The 16,125-nt window shown below is 68.9% G+C and carries 16 protein-coding genes; 9 read left to right on the forward strand and 7 right to left on the reverse strand.

The genetic code is table 11. The features are described from left to right. The first annotated feature begins 61 nt into the window (after positions 1-61). Positions 62-271, forward strand: a complete 210-nt coding sequence (locus AC07OC_RS13770; protein ID WP_218339977.1) for a tautomerase family protein — start codon at positions 62-64, stop codon at positions 269-271. A gap of 16 nt (positions 272-287) precedes the next feature. Here the strand turns inward: AC07OC_RS13770 and recJ are convergent, their stop codons facing one another. Then, positions 288-2,090, reverse strand: a complete 1,803-nt coding sequence (recJ, locus tag AC07OC_RS13775; RefSeq protein ID WP_218339979.1) for a single-stranded-DNA-specific exonuclease RecJ — start codon at positions 2,088-2,090, stop codon at positions 288-290. Continuing rightward, positions 2,087-3,043: a phosphoglycerate mutase gene (locus AC07OC_RS13780; RefSeq protein WP_494601516.1), complete on the reverse strand. Its 957-nt coding sequence runs from the start codon at positions 3,041-3,043 to the stop codon at positions 2,087-2,089. Before AC07OC_RS13780 ends, recJ begins: the two co-directional genes overlap by 4 nt. 80 nt (positions 3,044-3,123) lie before the next feature. Between AC07OC_RS13780 and AC07OC_RS13785 the strand changes: the two genes are divergently transcribed. Together AC07OC_RS13785 and lolD are read left to right on the forward strand one after the other, a co-directional pair. After that, positions 3,124-4,377, forward strand: coding sequence for a lipoprotein-releasing ABC transporter permease subunit (locus tag AC07OC_RS13785; protein WP_218295771.1), 1,254 nt, complete (start codon positions 3,124-3,126; stop codon positions 4,375-4,377). Next, complete coding sequence (lolD, locus tag AC07OC_RS13790) at positions 4,370-5,125, forward strand: lipoprotein-releasing ABC transporter ATP-binding protein LolD (protein ID WP_492245911.1); 756 nt, start codon at positions 4,370-4,372, stop codon at positions 5,123-5,125. Before AC07OC_RS13785 ends, lolD begins: the two co-directional genes overlap by 8 nt. A gap of 82 nt (positions 5,126-5,207) precedes the next feature. Here lolD and AC07OC_RS13795 read toward each other — a convergent pair whose 3' ends face one another. The 5 genes from AC07OC_RS13795 to AC07OC_RS13815 form a co-directional block, all read right to left on the reverse strand. Next, complete coding sequence (locus tag AC07OC_RS13795) at positions 5,208-5,456, reverse strand: PA2433 domain-containing protein (protein ID WP_218339983.1); 249 nt, start codon at positions 5,454-5,456, stop codon at positions 5,208-5,210. A gap of 124 nt (positions 5,457-5,580) precedes the next feature. Further along, a complete protein-coding gene (locus AC07OC_RS13800) occupies positions 5,581-6,627 on the reverse strand; it encodes a VWA domain-containing protein (protein ID WP_218295769.1) in 1,047 nt (348 codons plus the stop codon). A gap of 26 nt (positions 6,628-6,653) precedes the next feature. Then, positions 6,654-7,691 (reverse strand): DUF58 domain-containing protein, encoded by a 1,038-nt coding sequence (locus AC07OC_RS13805; protein ID WP_494601519.1) that lies wholly within the window; start codon positions 7,689-7,691, stop codon positions 6,654-6,656. Continuing rightward, the gene (locus tag AC07OC_RS13810) at positions 7,672-8,667 is read right to left on the reverse strand and encodes an AAA family ATPase (protein ID WP_218339986.1); all 996 of its coding nucleotides are present in this window, start codon (positions 8,665-8,667) and stop codon (positions 7,672-7,674) included. Before AC07OC_RS13810 ends, AC07OC_RS13805 begins: the two co-directional genes overlap by 20 nt. Before the next feature lie 121 nt (positions 8,668-8,788). Beyond that, positions 8,789-9,733, reverse strand: coding sequence for a S1C family serine protease (locus AC07OC_RS13815; RefSeq protein ID WP_218339988.1), 945 nt, complete (start codon positions 9,731-9,733; stop codon positions 8,789-8,791). A gap of 104 nt (positions 9,734-9,837) precedes the next feature. Here AC07OC_RS13815 and AC07OC_RS13820 point away from each other — a divergent pair, with 104 nt between their 5' ends. The 6 genes from AC07OC_RS13820 (at position 9,838) to AC07OC_RS13845 (ending at position 16,101) form a co-directional block, all read left to right on the forward strand. Further along, on the forward strand, positions 9,838-10,683 hold the full coding sequence (locus AC07OC_RS13820) for a TatD family hydrolase (protein ID WP_218339989.1): 846 nt from the start codon (positions 9,838-9,840) through the stop codon (positions 10,681-10,683). 95 nt (positions 10,684-10,778) lie between these two features. Continuing rightward, the gene (locus tag AC07OC_RS13825) at positions 10,779-11,351 is read left to right on the forward strand and encodes a DNA-deoxyinosine glycosylase (protein ID WP_255591083.1); all 573 of its coding nucleotides are present in this window, start codon (positions 10,779-10,781) and stop codon (positions 11,349-11,351) included. Positions 11,352-11,360: 9 nt separating this feature from the next. Further along, complete coding sequence (locus tag AC07OC_RS13830) at positions 11,361-12,128, forward strand: class I SAM-dependent methyltransferase (protein WP_218339990.1); 768 nt, start codon at positions 11,361-11,363, stop codon at positions 12,126-12,128. Between the two features lie 39 nt (positions 12,129-12,167). Further along, positions 12,168-13,961: a type IV pilus assembly ATPase TfpB gene (gene tfpB / locus AC07OC_RS13835; protein WP_494601523.1), complete on the forward strand. Its 1,794-nt coding sequence runs from the start codon at positions 12,168-12,170 to the stop codon at positions 13,959-13,961. Between the two features lie 124 nt (positions 13,962-14,085). Further along, on the forward strand, positions 14,086-14,574 hold the full coding sequence (locus AC07OC_RS13840; RefSeq protein ID WP_218339992.1) for a tripartite tricarboxylate transporter TctB family protein: 489 nt from the start codon (positions 14,086-14,088) through the stop codon (positions 14,572-14,574). A gap of 15 nt (positions 14,575-14,589) precedes the next feature. Then, positions 14,590-16,101 carry a tripartite tricarboxylate transporter permease gene (locus AC07OC_RS13845; protein ID WP_218339994.1) on the forward strand — a complete coding sequence of 504 codons (1,512 nt, stop codon included), beginning with the start codon at positions 14,590-14,592 and terminating at the stop codon, positions 16,099-16,101. Positions 16,102-16,125 lie beyond the last annotated feature (24 nt).

The raw sequence follows: 16,125 nt of genomic DNA on the forward strand, positions 1-16,125 counted from the left end.
TTGGTTCCTGTGGCGCCTTGTGCGCCGTTCGTTTCCGCGCACCCCCGAAAAGGACTTGCCCATGCCCCTCGTCAACATCCGCCTCGCCCGGCGCGACCTGCCCACCACGGCTGCGCAGAAGGCGGCGCTCATCGCCGGCGTCACCCAGCTGATGCAGCAGGTGCTGGACAAGCGGCCCGAGACCGTGACGGTCATCATTGACGAAGTGGACCCCGAAAACTGGGGCCAGGGCGGGGAGCCGGTGACGGCGATCCGCCAGCGCCGCCAGTGACCCGCGCGCGCAGTCCTCAGAGCTGCGCGCCCTCGACCAGGAACTGCACCTTGCGCTCGCCCTTCCACTCGTTCACATCGAGGCGGAAGGCCAGCAGCACGCGCGCGGGCAGTTGCTCGGTGTGGCCGAACCAGATGGCATCCACCGGGTTGCCCTGGTGCATGAGCTTGATCGACAGATGGTTCTTGGACTCGCCCACCAGGCGCTGGCTCACGATCTGCACTTCTTCGCTGAACGTGGGGGGCGCAAAACCCTGGCCCCAGACCTCGTGGTGCAGGGTGTCCACCATGTCGGCGCGGCAGTATTCGGGGGCCAGGGGGCCGTCGGTTTCGATGCGGCGGGTGAGGGTGGAGGCATCGAGCCATTCCTGCGCCACCTGGGCCAGGGCGCGCTCGAACACCTCGAACGCTTCTTCGGCCACGGTGCAGCCCGCCGCCATGGCATGGCCGCCGAACTTCAGCAGCACGCCCGGGTGGCGCTTGGCCACCAGGTCGAGCGCATCGCGCAGGTGAAAGCCGGGGATGGAGCGGCCCGAGCCCTTGAGCTCGTGCTCCTTGCCCGGCGCGCTGCTGGCGGCAAAGACAAAGGTGGGGCGGTGCAGCTTGTCCTTGATGCGGCTGGCCACGATGCCCACCACGCCTTCGTGGAAGTCGGGGTCGAACACGCTGATGGCCGGGGGCGGCTCCTCGTCTTCCTGGAACAGGCTCTCGGCCATCAGCATGGCCTGGTCGCGCATGCCGCCCTCGATCTCGCGGCGCTCGCGGTTGATGCCGTCGAGCAGGCCCGCCAGCTCGGCGGCGCGGCCTGCGTCGTCGGTCAGCAGGCATTCGATGCCCAGCGTCATGTCGGCCAGGCGACCCGCGGCATTGATGCGCGGGCCCAGCGCAAAGCCAAAGTCGAACGTGGTGGCCACCGGGGCCTTGCGGCCTGCGGCATGGAACAGCGCGGCGATGCCTGCGGGCATCTGGCCCGCGCGGATGCGCTTCAAGCCCTGGGCGACCAGGCGGCGGTTGTTGGCGTCGAGCTTCACCACATCGGCCACGGTGCCCAGCGCCACGAGCGTGAGCAGCGGATCGAGCTTGGGTTGCAAGGGCTGGTGCGCCCCCACGCTCCCCACTACGTGTGGTTCGCTGCCCCCCAGGGGGGCGCTCGCGCCTTGGGGCGGCCCGGCGGCACTCGGCGCATCAAAGATTCCGCGTGCACGCAGCTCGGCCCGGAGCGCCAGCAGCACGTAGAACATCACTCCCACACCGGCCATGGACTTGCTCTCGAACGTGCAGCCGGGCTGGTTGGGGTTGACGATGGCGTCGGCCGCCGGCAGTTCGGGCCCGGGAAGGTGGTGGTCGGTCACGAGCACCTGCAGGCCCAGCGCCTTGGCCTCGGCCACGCCGTCCACGCTGGCGATGCCGTTGTCCACGGTGATGAGCACGTCGGCGCCGCGCTCGGCCACGCGCCGGGCGATGGGGGGCGTGAGGCCGTAGCCGTCGGTCACGCGGTCGGGCACGAGGTAGTCCACGTGCTGCGCGCCCAGCAACCGCAGGCCGCGCACGCCCACGGCGCAGGCGGTGGCGCCGTCGCAGTCGTAGTCGGCCACGATGACAAGGCGCTTGTTTTGCGCCATGGCGTCGGCCAGCAGGCGGGCGGCGGTGTCAATGCCTTTCAAACCCGAGGGAGGGAGCAGGCGGCCCAGGCCGTCGTCCAGCTCGTCCTTGGCACGCACGCCGCGCGCGGCATACAGGCGGGCCAGCAGCGGGTGCACGCCGGCTTGCTCCAGCGCCCAGGCGGCGCGGGGGGGGATGTCTCTTGCTACTATTTTCATAGCCTCTCGCGCAGTTCTGTAAAGCGCTGGGGCTTGAAAAGGCTTTGAAAACGCTGGGCCAGCGTGCGGGGCGCGCTGTGGAAGGCCAGCGCATTGCGCTCCCCACACAGTGTCAGTTGCACCGGCACGCCGTCTTCGGCCTTGCGCAGAAGGCCGGCCACGGGGCCTGCGTCCAGCGCGGTCCAGGCGGCGGCCCAGGCGCGCCAGTCTTCATTCAGCGCCGCGCCGCGCAGGGTGGTGGGTACCGTCGGCGCAGTGGCGGCGGTGGGGGCGGGCACAGGCAGGGGGCCGGTGCCATGCACCCAGAACGAGTTGATCACCGGCAGCCCGCGCGCCGTGCGCTCGTCGTTGAAGGCGTGGGTGTAGAGCAGCATCTGCATCTCGCTGTGCAGGCGGTGCAGCGTGCGGGCCTCGCGCGCATCCGGCATCCAGGCGCGCACGTCGCGCAGCAGCACGCGTTCCAGCGAGGCGGTGGCAAGCAGGGCAAACAGCGGGCTGCGGGCCAGCCAGCGCGTGGGCTGGTCGTAGTGCAGGGTGATGCCGTCTTCGGCGAACCAGGGGGACACGATGGCCAGCAGCGCGCGCGATGCGGCCTCGTCCAGTCCCAGGAGTTCAGGGTCGCGCAGCGTGACGTGGTCGGTGCTGACCTGCCACTGGCAGGGCGTGACAAAGGCCCAGGCCGCTCCATCGGCGGGCTGGCCCTGCTGGTGGCGGTGCCACGCGGCCCAGGGGATGCGGCCGTCCTGCGCAGGCAGGCCCAGGGCGCGCGCCAGGGCGCGTTCGTGGGGGGCGGAGAAGGTTGTTTCCTCGCCGCTGTCACTCTGGGCGGGATGGGGGCTGAGCCGGGCCAGAAGCCGGTCCAGGTGGGGCAGGGCCAGGCCCTGCAGGGCTTGCTGGCATCCCGGGGAGGCGCTGGCGGCGTAGGGAATGAGCAAATGGGTGGTGTCCGACATGGGCCTATTGTCCGGGATGCCACAATCTTGCCGGCCTGTGGCGTGCATTCCGCACCCTGCAGTGCCTTCTTTCCTTATTCATGCAAATCCCCTACGAACTGGCCCTGGGCTGGCGCTACACGCGCGCGGGCCGCGCCACGCGGCGCAATGGCTTCATCTCGTTCATCTCGGGCGTGTCCATGCTGGGCATCGCGCTTGGGGTGGCGGCGCTCATCATCGTGCTGTCGGTGATGAACGGCTTTCAGAAGGAAGTGCGCGACCGCATGCTCAGCGTGGTCTCGCACATCGAGATTTTTGCGCCCCAGGGCGCTGCCTTGCCCGACCCGGCGCGCACGCTGGCCGAGGCCAAGCAGAACCCTAACGTTGTGGGCGCCGCACCCTTCGTGGCGGCGCAGGCGTTGCTGGCGCGTGGCGAGGACATGAAGGGCGCGCTGGTGCGCGGCATCGACCCGGCGCTGGAAGGCGCGGTGACGGACCTGGCCGCCACCAACGAAAAAACGCTCAATCTGCTGGTGCCCGGCGAATTCCGCGTGGTGCTGGGCGGCGAGCTGGCCCGCGCTTTGGGCGTGCGCGCCGGCGATGTGGTCACCCTGATCGCCCCCGCGGGCCAGGTGACCCCGGCGGGCGTGGTGCCACGCCTCAAGCAGATGACGGTGGCGGGCACGTTTGATTCCGGCCACTACGAATACGACTCGGCGCTGGTGCTGCTGCACCATGAGGACGCCCAGCGCATCTTCCGCCTGGAAGGCCCCACGGGCGTGCGCCTGAAGCTCAAGGACCTGCACCAGGCGCGCGACGTGGCCCAGCAGCTGGCGGGGTCCTTAAGCGGCCAGCTGCTCATCCGCGACTGGACGCAGCAGAACCGCACCTGGTTCGCGGCCGTGCAGCTTGAAAAGCGCATGATGTTCATCATCCTCACGCTCATCGTGGCGGTGGCGGCGTTCAATCTGGTGTCCACCCTGGTGATGACGGTGACCGACAAGCGCGCCGACATCGCCATCCTGCGCACGCTGGGCGCCAGCCCGAAAAGCATCATGGGCATCTTCGTGGTGCAGGGCGCCATGGTGGGCGTGATCGGCACGGCCGTGGGCCTGCTGCTGGGGCTCTCCATTGCCTTCAACATCGACGTGATCGTGCCGGCCATCGAGAGGGCGCTGAACGCGAGTTTCCTGCCCAAGGACATTTACCTGATCAGCAAGATGCCCAGCGAGCCGCAGAGCAGCGACATCCTGCCCATCGGCATCATCTCGCTCGTGCTGGCCTTCGTGGCCACGCTCTACCCCAGCTGGCGTGCCAGCCGTGTGAATCCTGCCGAGGCCCTGCGCTATGAGTAATACGACCCCCACGCTCGGCACCGGCGTGTCCCCGCGGCCCTTCGAGGCGGCGCCCGCCGCCCACGCGGGCTTGAATGGCCCGGTGGTGCTGGAGGCGCACGGCCTGACCAAGCGCTTCACCGAAGGGCGCCTGGACGTGACCGTGCTGCAGGGCGTGGACCTGCGGGTCCACGCGGGCGAGACGCTGGCCATCGTCGGCGCCTCGGGCTCGGGCAAGAGCACCTTGCTGCACCTGCTGGGCGGGCTGGATGCGCCCACCTCGGGCACCGTGCGCCTGAAGGGGGAGGCCATGTCGTCCCTCTCCGCCGAACGGCAGGGCCAGCTGCGCAACCAGCACCTGGGCTTCATCTACCAGTTCCACCACCTGCTGCCCGAGTTCAGCGCGCTGGACAATGTGGCCATGCCGCTGCGCATCCGCCGCATGCCGTACGAGCAGTGCCAGCACGAGGCCGCGAAGGTGCTGGCCGCCGTCGGGCTGAAGGAGCGCCTGCACCACCGTCCGGCCGAGCTGTCGGGGGGGGAGCGCCAGCGCGTGGCCATCGCCCGGGCACTGGTCACCCGTCCGGCCTGCGTGCTGGCCGACGAGCCCACGGGCAATCTCGACCGCACCACGGCCGACGGCGTGTTTGAATTGATGATGCAGCTGGCGAGGGACCAGGGCACGGCGTTCGTGATGGTCACGCACGACGAATCCCTGGCCGTGCGCTGCAGCCGCGTGGTGCGGCTGGTGCTCGGCCACCTGACCTGATATCTGGCCCGGGCCCGGCGTTCCTCGCCTCGCCAGCCGGCGGCCACGGGCCCGCGCGGGGTGCGAGGATGGCGGGGCGGATCTAGATGCCGAGGATCTTCTTGGCTTGCGCCAGGGATTTCATCGAGTCGTCATGTTTGCCGGCCTTGTGCTGGGCCTCGCCCTCCGCGCGCAGCTGTTTGACCTTGGCGGCGTTGTCGGCCGTCAGCGCCGGATGGGTGGCCAGCTTGGCGTCGATGGCCTTCATCTCGTTGGGGCAGTTGTGGGCCAGCGCGGAGCCGGCGGCCATGGCGAGCAGCGCCACGGCTGCGATCTGGGTCAGGAAGCGCATGAAATGTCTCCTCAGGTTCAAGCCATGATCCCCGGCACGGGCGGCCATGGGCCGCTATCCGTGCATGCCCGCGGGCGTGGCTGCCTGCCTGCCTGCCTGCGGGCTCGCGCGTGGCGCCGGGGGCCTACATCACCCTCCCGTACCACCAGACCGAGAGTGCTGCTGCCAGCAGAGCCAGCACGGCGCCCGCCAGTGCCAGCAGGGCAGAGATCTCGGTTTCCTTCTTCTCCACCGTCAATCGCGAGCTGAGCGTTTCGTAGACCTTCTTGAGGTCGGCCGCCGTGGCCGCGTGGAAGTACTCGGCATTCGTGCGCGTGGCCACGGCCTTCAGGGTTTCTTCGTCGAGCCGCACGCGCATCGACCACCCTTCGAACCCTATCGTCTCGCCCTGCACGGTGCCCACGCCCACGGTGTACACGCGCACGCCGCGGTCCGCCGCCCACTTGGCGGCTTCAAGCGGGTCCACGCCCGTGGTGCGCTGCCCGTCGGTCAGCATGATGATGGCCGCCGAGGTGTAGGAGCCCGGTGCCACCGGGGTGAAGGGCTTGGCGGGGTCCTGCTTGTTGCCGATCTCGTCGATGGGCTTGGGGCGCATCGCCTGGCGGCCCCCCAGCGCCGCGATGTCGATGCCCGCATCCGGAAAAATGGTGGCCAGCGACAGCATGATGCCGTTGCCCGTGGCTGTGCCGCGCTGCAGCTGGAAGCTGTCGATGGCCTTGACCAGGTCTTCACGGCTTTGCGTGGGCAGCTGGGCCAGCTGCGCGCTGCCCGCGAACGCCACGATGCCCACGCGCACGTGGCGCGGCAGCTCGGCGATGAAGGCCTTTGCGGCATTCTGGGCGGCGGTGATCCGGTCGGGCTCCACGTCGGCGGCGCGCATGCTGCCCGACACGTCCATGGCCAGCATGATGGTCTGGTCCTGCGAGGGCAGGGTGATCACGGCCAGCGGGCGCGCGGCCGCCAGCAGCAGGGCGATCAGCGCCAGCAGGAAGAGGGCGGGCGGGATGTGGCGCCGCAGGCGCTGGCCGGGGCCCATGGCCTCGCGCACCAGCGACAGGCTGGAGTAGCTGAGCGCCGTCTTCTTGCGCCGGTGCAGCAGCCACCAGTACAGCAGCACCAGCAAGGGCGCGACCAGCAGCAGCCAGAGCAGGGTGGGCCAGAGAAAAACCATGGTGCGGTCCTTGGTGGCGTGGTGGTTCAGGCGGCGGTGGGCAGGGCCGCTTCCGAGGGCGCGGGGGCGGAGGGGGCGCGCGGCGCCCGCACGCGGCGCTGGCGCAGGTCCATGAAGCGCAGCAGCGCATCGATCAGGTCGTCGTCGGTGCACAGTTCCAGCGTGTCGGCGCCGGCGCGGGCCAGGCCCTCGCGCAGCGCGGCCTCGCGCTCGGCGGCCAGGCGGGCGAAGCGGCGGCGAAAGGCCGCGTCGTGCGTGTCCACCTGCAGCTGCTCGCCGCTTTCGGCGTCGCGCAGCGTGATGAGGCCGACGTCCGGCAGCGCGAGCTCCAGCGGGTCCAGCAGGCGCACGGCCACCACGTCGTGCCGCTGCGCCAGCTGGGCCAGGGGTTTCTCCCAGCCGGGCGCGCTGATGAAGTCCGACACCACGAACACGGTGGCGCGGCGGCGCAGGTTGGCAAGCCCCGCCTGCAGCAGCCGGTGCAGTTCGGTGGCGGCGCCGCCGCCCTTCGCGCGTGTGGGCGTGGCCGCCTTTTCAGGGGCCAGCAGGCGGTGCACCAGGTGCAGCACATGGGCGCGGCTGCTGCGCGGCGGCAGCACGGCGTCCACCGCGCGTTCGGCCTGGCCGCTGGCGCCGCCGTACAGCATGGCGCCCACGCGGTTGCCGTGGCGGGTGAGCAGGCGCGAGAGCACGGCCACGAAACCCGTGAGGATGTCTCGCTTGGCATGGCCTTCGGGGCCGAAGCTGATGGAGGGGCTCAGGTCCAGCAGGAACCAGGCGGTCATTTCGCGGTCTTCGGTGAACACGCGCACGTGCGGCGTGTTCAGCCGCGCGGTCACGTTCCAGTCGATGTGGCGCACGTCGTCGTGCGGCTGGTATTCGCGCAGGTCGGCCAGGTCCAGCCCGGTGCCGCGCATCAGGGTGCGGTAGTCACCCTGCAGCAGGCCGTCGAGCCGGCGGATGACCTTCCACTCCAGCTCGCGCAGCAGGCGGTCGGCCTGCCCCGGCAGGGTGGGCAGGACGTGGACCGTGGCGCCGGGGGGGTCAGGCGGCTTTTTGCTCATGGTGCAGCGGGCGCGCGGGCGCCGGTATCTTGGCCATGATGCGCTGGATGAGCGCGTCGGCGTCCATGCCTTCGGAGAGCGCCTCGTACGACAGGGCGACGCGGTGGCGCAGCACGTCGGCCGCCAGGGCGGTCATGTCCTCGGGCAGCACGTAGTTGCGCCCGCGCAGCATGGCCAGGGCCTGGGCGCCCTCGGCCAGGGCAATGGTGGCGCGCGGGCTTGCGCCGCAGCTGATGTAGCCGGCCAGGTCCTTGAGGCCATGCCGCGCGGGCTCGCGGGTGGCGGCCACCAGCTTCACGGCATATTGCAGCATCGACGGGTCTACATACACCGTGCGGCATTCGGCCTGCAGCGCCGCCAGCTGCGCGGTGGTGGCCACGGGCAGCACCTGCACGGGCAGGTCCAGCGCGCGCTGGGCGATCACGAACTCTTCTTCCTCGGTGGGGTAGCCCAGCAGCACCTTCATCATGAAGCGGTCCACCTGGGCCTCGGGCAGCGCGTAGGTGCCCTCGGTCTCGATGGGGTTCTGCGTGGCCATCACCAGGAAGGGCTCGGGCACCTTGTGGGTCTCGCCCGCGATCGTGACCTGGCGTTCCTGCATCACCTCCAGCAGCGCGCTCTGCACCTTGGCGGGCGCGCGGTTGATCTCGTCGGCCAGCAGCAGGTGGGTGAACACGGGGCCCAGCGCGGTGCTGAATTCGCCGGTCTTCTGGTTGTACATGCGCGTGCCCACCAGGTCGGCGGGCACCAGGTCGGGCGTGAACTGGATGCGCTTGAAGCTGCCCTGGATGGTGCTGGCCAGCGTCTTCACGGTGAGCGTCTTGGCCAGTCCCGGCACGCCTTCGACCAGCAGGTGGCCCTGGGCGAGCATGGCGACCATGACGCGCTCCAGAAAGCGGTCCTGGCCCACCACCACGCGCTTGACTTCGTAGAGCACCTGTTCCATCAGGGTGGCGGTGTTCGTTGTGGCTTCCATGGCTTTCCTTCCTTGTCAGGGTTCAACGATGCTGCGAGCCGTACGCGGCCTACGCCACAGGGTGCGTTCCCCTCCCGAAGGAGAGGGGGAAGGCGCGAAGCGACTCAGGGGGTATTGCATGCTAGAACGGCGGCATGCCCACGGCCGAGGCCGCGTTCTCGATGGGCACCGCGAAACCGATGCCGATGAAGGTGCGCGCCGGGGTGGGGTTGAGGATGGCGGTGACGATGCCCACGACCTCGCCGTCGAGCGTGACCAGCGGCCCGCCGGAGTTGCCCGGGTTGGCGGCGGCGTCGAACTGGATCAGGTTGCTGAGCTGGCGCTTGCCCTCGGGCGAGGTGAATTCGCGTTTGAGGCCCGACACCACGCCGGCCGAGGCGGAGGGGCCGATGCCGAAGGGAAACCCCACGGCCACCACATGGTCGCCGGGGCGCAGGTCCTGGGTGGAGCGCAGCGGGGCGGCGAACAGGTCGTCGGGCACCTTGTGGGCCTGTAGCACGGCCAGATCGTTTTCGGGCTGTGCGCCGGTGATGCTGGCCGAGGTCTCCAGGCCGTCATGGAAGGTGATGGCGATGCGGTCGGAGCCCGCCACCACGTGCAGGTTGGTCAGGATGATGCCCTTGTCGACGATGACCACGCCGGTGCCCACGCCACGCTCGACTTCCTCCTTGCCATTCTTGCCGCGGCCGTAGCCCACGACACGCACCACCGAGGGCGAAATCGCTTCCGCCGCGCGCGCAGCGGCGGAGGGCGGGGTGGTGGTCTCCAGCGTGCGCAGCACGGCGGCATCGATGTCTTCCTGGGTGATCCTGCGGGGGGCGGGGCCCTGGTGCAGCCACAGGCTGGCGATGAGCAGGGCGCCAAGCAGCGCGATCATGGTCCACAGGCCGCGCACGTGGCGCCGGGACAGTGTCGTGCCGCCCGCGGTGGCGGCAGGCGCAGGAGACGGCGGCGCAAGGGGGGCGGCTCCATCGGCATCGGCCGTGGGTCCGGGGAGCGTGGCCGCCGCTTGCGCGGGGGGGTGGCGGGCAGGGCGGGAGCTGCTGTAGAGGGCGGGCCGGGGCATCCTAGTCACCTTTTCTACTGCGCCGGGGAAAAGCGCATGGTTTTCACGTTAGCACGTATCGCGGCCGGATGCACATCCAAGGTTTCGTCAGGCATCATGGCCGGATGACCGCCTGGATCGATACGCACTGCCACCTGGATGCCCCGGAGTTCGACCCCGACCGCGACGCGGTCCGCTGGGAGGCGCGTGCACGCGGCGTCGCGCATTGCGTGATCCCGGCCGTCGAGCGCGGCAACTGGGGCACCGTGCGGGAGCTGGCGCACCGGCATGGGGACAGCTATGCGCTTGGCATCCACCCCCTGTGCACGGGGCGCGCCGACGACGGGGACCTGGATCTCCTGGCGCAGGAGCTGGAGCAGCACCACGCGGACCCGCGCCTTGCCGCCATCGGCGAGATCGGTCTGGACTATTTCGTGGGCGGCCTGGACCCCGTCCGGCAGGAGCGGTTCTACCGCGCGCAGCTCCAGCTGGCGCGCCGGTTCGATCTGCCCGTGATCCTGCATGTGCGGCGTTCCGCCGACAGGCTGCTCAAGGGCTTGCGGGAGCTGCCCGTGCAGGGCGGCATCGCCCATGCCTTCAACGGCAGCCTGCAGCAGGCGCAGGCCTTCATCGGGCTGGGGTTCAAGCTGGGTTTCGGCGGCGCGATGACCTACGACCGGGCGCTGCAGCTGCGCCGCCTAGCGGCCGAGCTACCCGGGGATGCACTGGTGCTGGAGACCGATGCGCCCGACATGCCGCCCCACTGGCTGTACACCACGGCGGCGCAGCGCGCCGAAGGCCGGCCCCAGGGCCGCAACGCGCCGGCAGAGCTGCCGCGCATCGCCCAGGCGCTGGCGCAGCTGCGGGGCCAGTCCGCGCGGATGCTCGCGCGGGCCACCACCGCGAATGCCCGCGCGGCGCTGCCCCGGATCGCGGCGCTGGTGCCGCTGGAAGCTCCAAATGAGGAGTAATTTTGGAGGTTTCGGCTGTGTGGTGCACGGTTTGCAGCTATCTTTTTTTGTGAACGCGCACAGGGGCTGGCGCGGTTTCAGTCCAGAATCGGCGCATGCCTGACGTCCATGCACCTGGTTCCATGCCCGTGCCCGCCACCACCCGGTGGCAGGGGCTGCCGCCCATCGCTGGCGAAGGGACGGTGGTGCTGATCCTGGGCAGCTTTCCGGGCGCGGCCTCGCTGCGGGCGCGCCAGTACTATGCCCATCCGCAGAACCATTTCTGGAAGATTCTGCAGGCCCTTTGGCCAGGGCACCCCCTGCCGCCCGCAGGGAGCGGCGATCCCTACGCGCAGCGCTGCGAATGGCTGCTGGCGCGGGGGTTGGGGCTGTGGGATGTCTATGAAAGCTGCGAGCGGGAAGGCAGCCTGGACACCAGCATCCGCAACGCGAAGGTCAACGACTTTGCGCGCCTGCACGGGCGCTGCCCCCGGCTGGCGGCCGTGGCCCACAACGGTGCCGAAAGCTACCGGCATGCCCCGGCGGTGCTGCGAAGCCTGGGGCCGATGCGCCTGCCGCCGGTCGATGCCGTGCGCCTGCCCTCCACCAGCCCGGCCAACGCCTCCTGGAGCTTTGAACGTAAATTGGCCGCCTGGACGGAGCTGATGGCCGCCCACGGACTGCTTTGACTGCCTGGAATGACACGAAAAAAGAACACCACCCCCCGCGAACTGCCCGAAGTCAGCGTCTCCGACGATGGCGAGGTGCGGCACCTGCACCTGGGCACGCCCTGGATCCAGGGCTCCATGCGCGTGGCCGAGCCCTTCGAGCTGGAGCTGGAATACGTGCAGCGCATGATGGCCTGGCTGCTGTTCGCCGAGCCCTCCCAGGTGTCCAAGGGGCATGCCATGCAGCTGGGGCTGGGGGCGGGCGCCATCACCAAGTTCTGTCACAAGAAGCTGCGCATCTGCACCACGGCCATCGAGCTCAACCCCCAGGTGCTGGCGGTGTGCCGGCAGTGGTTCAAGCTGCCGCCCGACGGGCCCAAGCTGCGCGTGGTGCTGGCCGATGCCGCGCAGGAGATCAGGAACCCCATGTGGCTGGGCACGGTGGATGCGCTGGCCGTGGACCTGTATGACCACGAGGCGGCCGCGCCCGTGCTCGACAGCCCGGATTTCTACGCGGACTGCCGCGCGCTGCTGACCGATACCGGCAGCATGACCGTCAACCTGTTTGGCCGGGCCTCGAGCTACGGCCGCAGCCTGCAGAGCATGGCGGCCGCTTTCGGCGAAGAGGCGCTCTGGTCGTTCAAGCCCACGCGCGAGGGCAACACCGTGGTGCTCGCGCAGCGCACGCCCACCCGCCCCAAGCGCACCGAACTGGCCGCGCGGGCCGAGGCCATCCAGGCCCGCTGGGATCTGCCCACCGCCAAGTGGCTGCGGGCCTTCAAGCCGGTGGTGGCCTGACCACCGCCGGCCCATGGCTTCATTCTGGAAAGGTTCTCGATGAAAACATCCCTTGTTTCTCCGGATGGCGTGGCGGTCCGGCCCTATGCGGGGCCGGTGGACTGGCGCCGGGTGGTGCAGTGGCTCAGCGATGACCAGGTGATCTTCCCGGAAGAGGCGCAGCGCACCATCGCGCGCTGCTCGCAGGCCGAAAGCTCGCAGCATGCGCTGGTGCGCCTGGCCAACGTGGCCATGGAGCGCGCCAGCGACGGCAAGCCGCTGGACATCGAGACCCTGTCCGAGTACCTGGCCAAGCGGGCAGGACTGCCCTACCTGCGCATCGATCCGCTCAAGGTAGACGTGGGGCGCGTGGCCGACACCATGAGCGCCACCTATGCCGAGCGCCACAAGGTGCTGCCCGTGCAGGTGACCCCCAAGGAAGTGGTGGTGGCCACCTCGGAGCCCTTCATTGACGACTGGGTCGCGGAGGTGGAGCGGCAGTCGCGGCGGACCGTGCGCCGCGTGGTGGCCAGCCCGCTGGACATCCATCGGTTCACGGCGGAGTTCTTCGCGCTGGCCAAGTCGGTGCGCGCCGCCCAGAAGGCGGGGGGCAATTCCGGGGGCAGCAGCTTCGAGCAGCTGGTCGAGCTGGGCAAGAGCAACAAGCAGCTCGACGCCAATGACCAGGGCGTGGTCAAGGTCGTGGACTGGCTCTGGCAGTACGCGTTCGACCAGCGCGCCAGCGACATCCACCTGGAGCCGCGGCGCGACCAGGGGGTGATCCGGTTTCGCATCGACGGCGTGCTGCACCCCGTCTACCAGATGCCCATGGGGGTGCACAACGCCATGGTCTCGCGCATCAAGCTGCTCGGGCGCATCGACGTGGTGGAAAAGCGCCGCCCGCAGGACGGCCGCATCAAGACGCGCAACCAGCGCGGCGACGAGGTGGAAATGCGGCTGTCCACCCTGCCCACGGCGTTCGGCGAGAAGATGGTCATGCGGATCTTCGACCCGGACAACGCCGTCAAGGACCTCGATGCCCTGGGTTTTGCCCAGCACGACGCCGCCCGCTGGGAAGGGCTGGTCAAGCGCCCGCACGGCATCATCCTGGTGACCGGGCCCACCGGCTCGGGCAAGACCACCACGCTGTATTCCACGCTCAAGCGGGTGGCGACCGAGGAGGTCAACGTCAGCACGGTGGAAGACCCCATCGAAATGATCGAGCCCAGCTTCAACCAGACGCAGGTGCAGCCGCAGCTCGACTTCAACTTCGCCGAAGGCCTGCGCGCCCTGATGCGCCAGGACCCGGACATCATCATGGTGGGTGAAATCCGCGACCTGGAGACGGCCGAGATGGCCATCCAGGCGGCGCTCACGGGCCACCTGGTGTTCTCGACCCTGCACACCAACGATGCCCCGTCCGCCATCACCCGGATGATGGAGCTGGGCGTGCCGCCCTACCTCCTGAACGCCACCCTGCTCGGGGTGCTGGCGCAGCGCCTGGTGCGCACCCTGTGCAGGCAGTGCAAGCAGAAGGACGATGCGGCGGACCGCGAGACCCTGATGGCGGTGGTCAAGCCCTGGAAGCTCAGCGGCGGCTACCAGCCGTACAAGCCCGTGGGCTGCGTGGACTGCCGCATGAGCGGCTTTCGCGGCCGCATGGGCCTGTATGAGCTGCTCACGGTGAGCGAGGCGCTCAAGGAAAAGATCAACCAGGCGCCCTCCATCGACATGCTGCGCCGCCAGGCCGTGCAGGACGGCATGCGGCCGTTGCGCCTGGCGGGCGCCTTGCGGGTGGCTGAAGGCCTGACCACGCTGGACGAGGTGATCACCGCGACGCCACCCCTGGAGTGAAGTCCGCCGCGCGGGCGGGGTCTGGGCGGCCAGTCGTTACCGGATGTAGGTGGAATCCACATCCGCGCGCGCTCTGGTTGCCCCCACAATCGCGCAGTCGAGATTTCCGCCAAGGAGACAATTCGTGAAAATCAAAAGTCAAAAAGACTTCTTTGCCGGCCTCATGTTCATGGGTGTCGGTGTGGCGTTCGCGTGGGGTGCAACCACGTACAACGTCGGTAACGGTGCCCGCATGGGCCCGGGCTACTTCCCGCTGCTGCTGGGGATCCTGCTGGCCATCATCGGCAGCGCGATCACCTTCAAGGCCACCACGGTGGAAACCCAGGATGGCGACAAGATCGGAAAGTGGGCCTGGAAGCCGCTGTTCTTCATCCTGGCCGCCAACTTCGCGTTCGGCATCCTGCTGGGCGGCCTGCCGAGCCTGGGCATTCCGGCCATGGGCCTCATCGTGGGCATCTACGCGCTGACCTTCATCTCCAGCCTGGCTGGCAATGAGTTCAACGCCAAGGCGGTGTTCGTGCTGGCCACGGTCTTGGCTGTCGGCAGTTACGTGGCATTCGTCTGGGCGCTCAAGCTGCAGTTCCCTGTGTGGCCGAGTTTCATCACGGGTTGAGCAGGAGCACCGACCATGGATTTGATTAACAACCTCTCGCTCGGTTTTGGCGTGGCCTTCACGTTCCAGAACCTGATCTACTGTTTCATCGGCTGCCTGCTGGGCACGCTGATCGGCGTGCTGCCCGGCATCGGCCCCGTGGCCACCATTGCCATGCTGCTGCCCGCCACCTATGCACTGCCTCCCGTGGCTGCGCTGATCATGCTGGCCGGCATCTACTACGGCGCCCAGTACGGCGGCTCCACCACCGCCATCCTGGTGAACCTGCCGGGTGAATCGTCCTCGGTGGTGACCGTGATCGATGGCTACCAGATGGCGCGCAAGGGCCGAGCGGGGCCGGCGCTTGCGGCGGCCGGGCTGGGCTCGTTCTTCGCCGGCTGCGTGGGCACGCTGATCCTGGCGGCCTTCGCGCCCCCGCTGACCGAAGTGGCCTTCAAGTTCGGCCCCGCCGAATACTTCTCGCTGATGGTGCTTGGCCTGATCGGTGCCGTGGTGCTGGCCTCGGGTTCGCTGCTCAAGGCCGTGGCCATGATCGTGCTGGGCCTGCTGATGGGCCTGGTGGGTACCGACGTGAACTCGGGCGTGGCCCGCTTCAGCTTCGACATCCCTGAACTGACCGACGGCATCGGCTTCGTGACCATCGCCATGGGCGTGTTCGGCTACGGCGAAATCATTGCCAACCTCTCGCGCCCCGATGACGAGCGCGAAGTGTTCACTGCCAAGGTCGAGGGCCTGTTCCCCACCAAGGAAGACTTCAAGCGCATGATTCCTGCCGTGCTGCGCGGCACGGCACTGGGCGCGGCGCTGGGCATTCTGCCCGGTGGCGGTGCGCTGCTGGCGGCGTTTGCGGCCTACACGGTCGAGAAGAAGACCAAGCTCAAGCCCGGTGAAGTCCCCTTCGGCCAAGGCAACATCCGTGGCGTGGCGGCTCCCGAGTCGGCCAACAACGCCGGTTCGCAGACCTCCTTCATCCCGCTGCTGACGCTCGGTATCCCTCCCAACGCCGTGATGGCGCTGATGGTGGGCGCGATGACCATCCACAACATCCAGCCTGGTCCCCAGGTGATGACCAGCAACCCCGAACTGTTCTGGGGCCTGATCGCTTCGATGTGGATCGGCAACGCCATGCTGGTGATCCTGAACCTGCCCCTGATCGGCATCTGGATCAAGCTGCTGACCGTGCCGTACCGCTGGCTGTACCCCTCCATCGTGCTGTTCTGCGCGGTGGGCGTGTACTCCACCAACAACAACACCTTCGACATCTGGATGGTGGGTGCATTCGGCCTGATCGGCTACATCTTCCACAAGCTGGGCACGGAACCCGCACCCTTGCTGCTCGGGTTCATCCTGGGCCCGATGATGGAAGAGAACCTGCGCCGTGCGCTGCTGCTGTCGCGTGGCGACTGGAGCGTGTTCGTCACGCGTCCGCTGTCGGCCGGCCTGCTCGCTGCCGCTGCGCTGCTGCTCGTCATCGTGCTGCTGCCTTCGGTGAAGAACAAGCGCGAGGAAGCGTTCGTGGAAGACTGATCGCACCTCTTTTTCCATCCGACT

The sequence above is a fragment of the Acidovorax sp. GW821-FHT10E04 genome, assembly GCF_059415185.1.

Bases quoted from the DNA above. Each gene is read 5' to 3' on its own strand.
- lolD (WP_492245911.1), top strand. From the start codon at position 4,370: ATGAGTAATACGACCCCCACGCTCGGCACCGGCGTGTCCCCGCGGCCC.
- AC07OC_RS13815 (WP_218339988.1), bottom strand. From the start codon at position 9,733: ATGCCCCGGCCCGCCCTCTACAGCAGCTCCCGCCCTGCCCGCCACCCC.
- AC07OC_RS13780 (WP_494601516.1), bottom strand. From the start codon at position 3,043: ATGTCGGACACCACCCATTTGCTCATTCCCTACGCCGCCAGCGCCTCC.
- AC07OC_RS13845 (WP_218339994.1), top strand. From the start codon at position 14,590: ATGGATTTGATTAACAACCTCTCGCTCGGTTTTGGCGTGGCCTTCACG.
- AC07OC_RS13830 (WP_218339990.1), top strand. From the start codon at position 11,361: ATGACACGAAAAAAGAACACCACCCCCCGCGAACTGCCCGAAGTCAGC.
- AC07OC_RS13805 (WP_494601519.1), bottom strand. From the start codon at position 7,691: ATGAGCAAAAAGCCGCCTGACCCCCCCGGCGCCACGGTCCACGTCCTG.
- AC07OC_RS13795 (WP_218339983.1), bottom strand. From the start codon at position 5,456: ATGCGCTTCCTGACCCAGATCGCAGCCGTGGCGCTGCTCGCCATGGCC.
- AC07OC_RS13825 (WP_255591083.1), top strand. From the start codon at position 10,779: ATGCCTGACGTCCATGCACCTGGTTCCATGCCCGTGCCCGCCACCACC.
- recJ (WP_218339979.1), bottom strand. From the start codon at position 2,090: ATGAAAATAGTAGCAAGAGACATCCCCCCCCGCGCCGCCTGGGCGCTG.
- AC07OC_RS13820 (WP_218339989.1), top strand. From the start codon at position 9,838: ATGACCGCCTGGATCGATACGCACTGCCACCTGGATGCCCCGGAGTTC.
- AC07OC_RS13770 (WP_218339977.1), top strand. From the start codon at position 62: ATGCCCCTCGTCAACATCCGCCTCGCCCGGCGCGACCTGCCCACCACG.
- AC07OC_RS13800 (WP_218295769.1), bottom strand. From the start codon at position 6,627: ATGGTTTTTCTCTGGCCCACCCTGCTCTGGCTGCTGCTGGTCGCGCCC.
- tfpB (WP_494601523.1), top strand. From the start codon at position 12,168: ATGAAAACATCCCTTGTTTCTCCGGATGGCGTGGCGGTCCGGCCCTAT.
- AC07OC_RS13785 (WP_218295771.1), top strand. From the start codon at position 3,124: ATGCAAATCCCCTACGAACTGGCCCTGGGCTGGCGCTACACGCGCGCG.
- AC07OC_RS13810 (WP_218339986.1), bottom strand. From the start codon at position 8,667: ATGGAAGCCACAACGAACACCGCCACCCTGATGGAACAGGTGCTCTAC.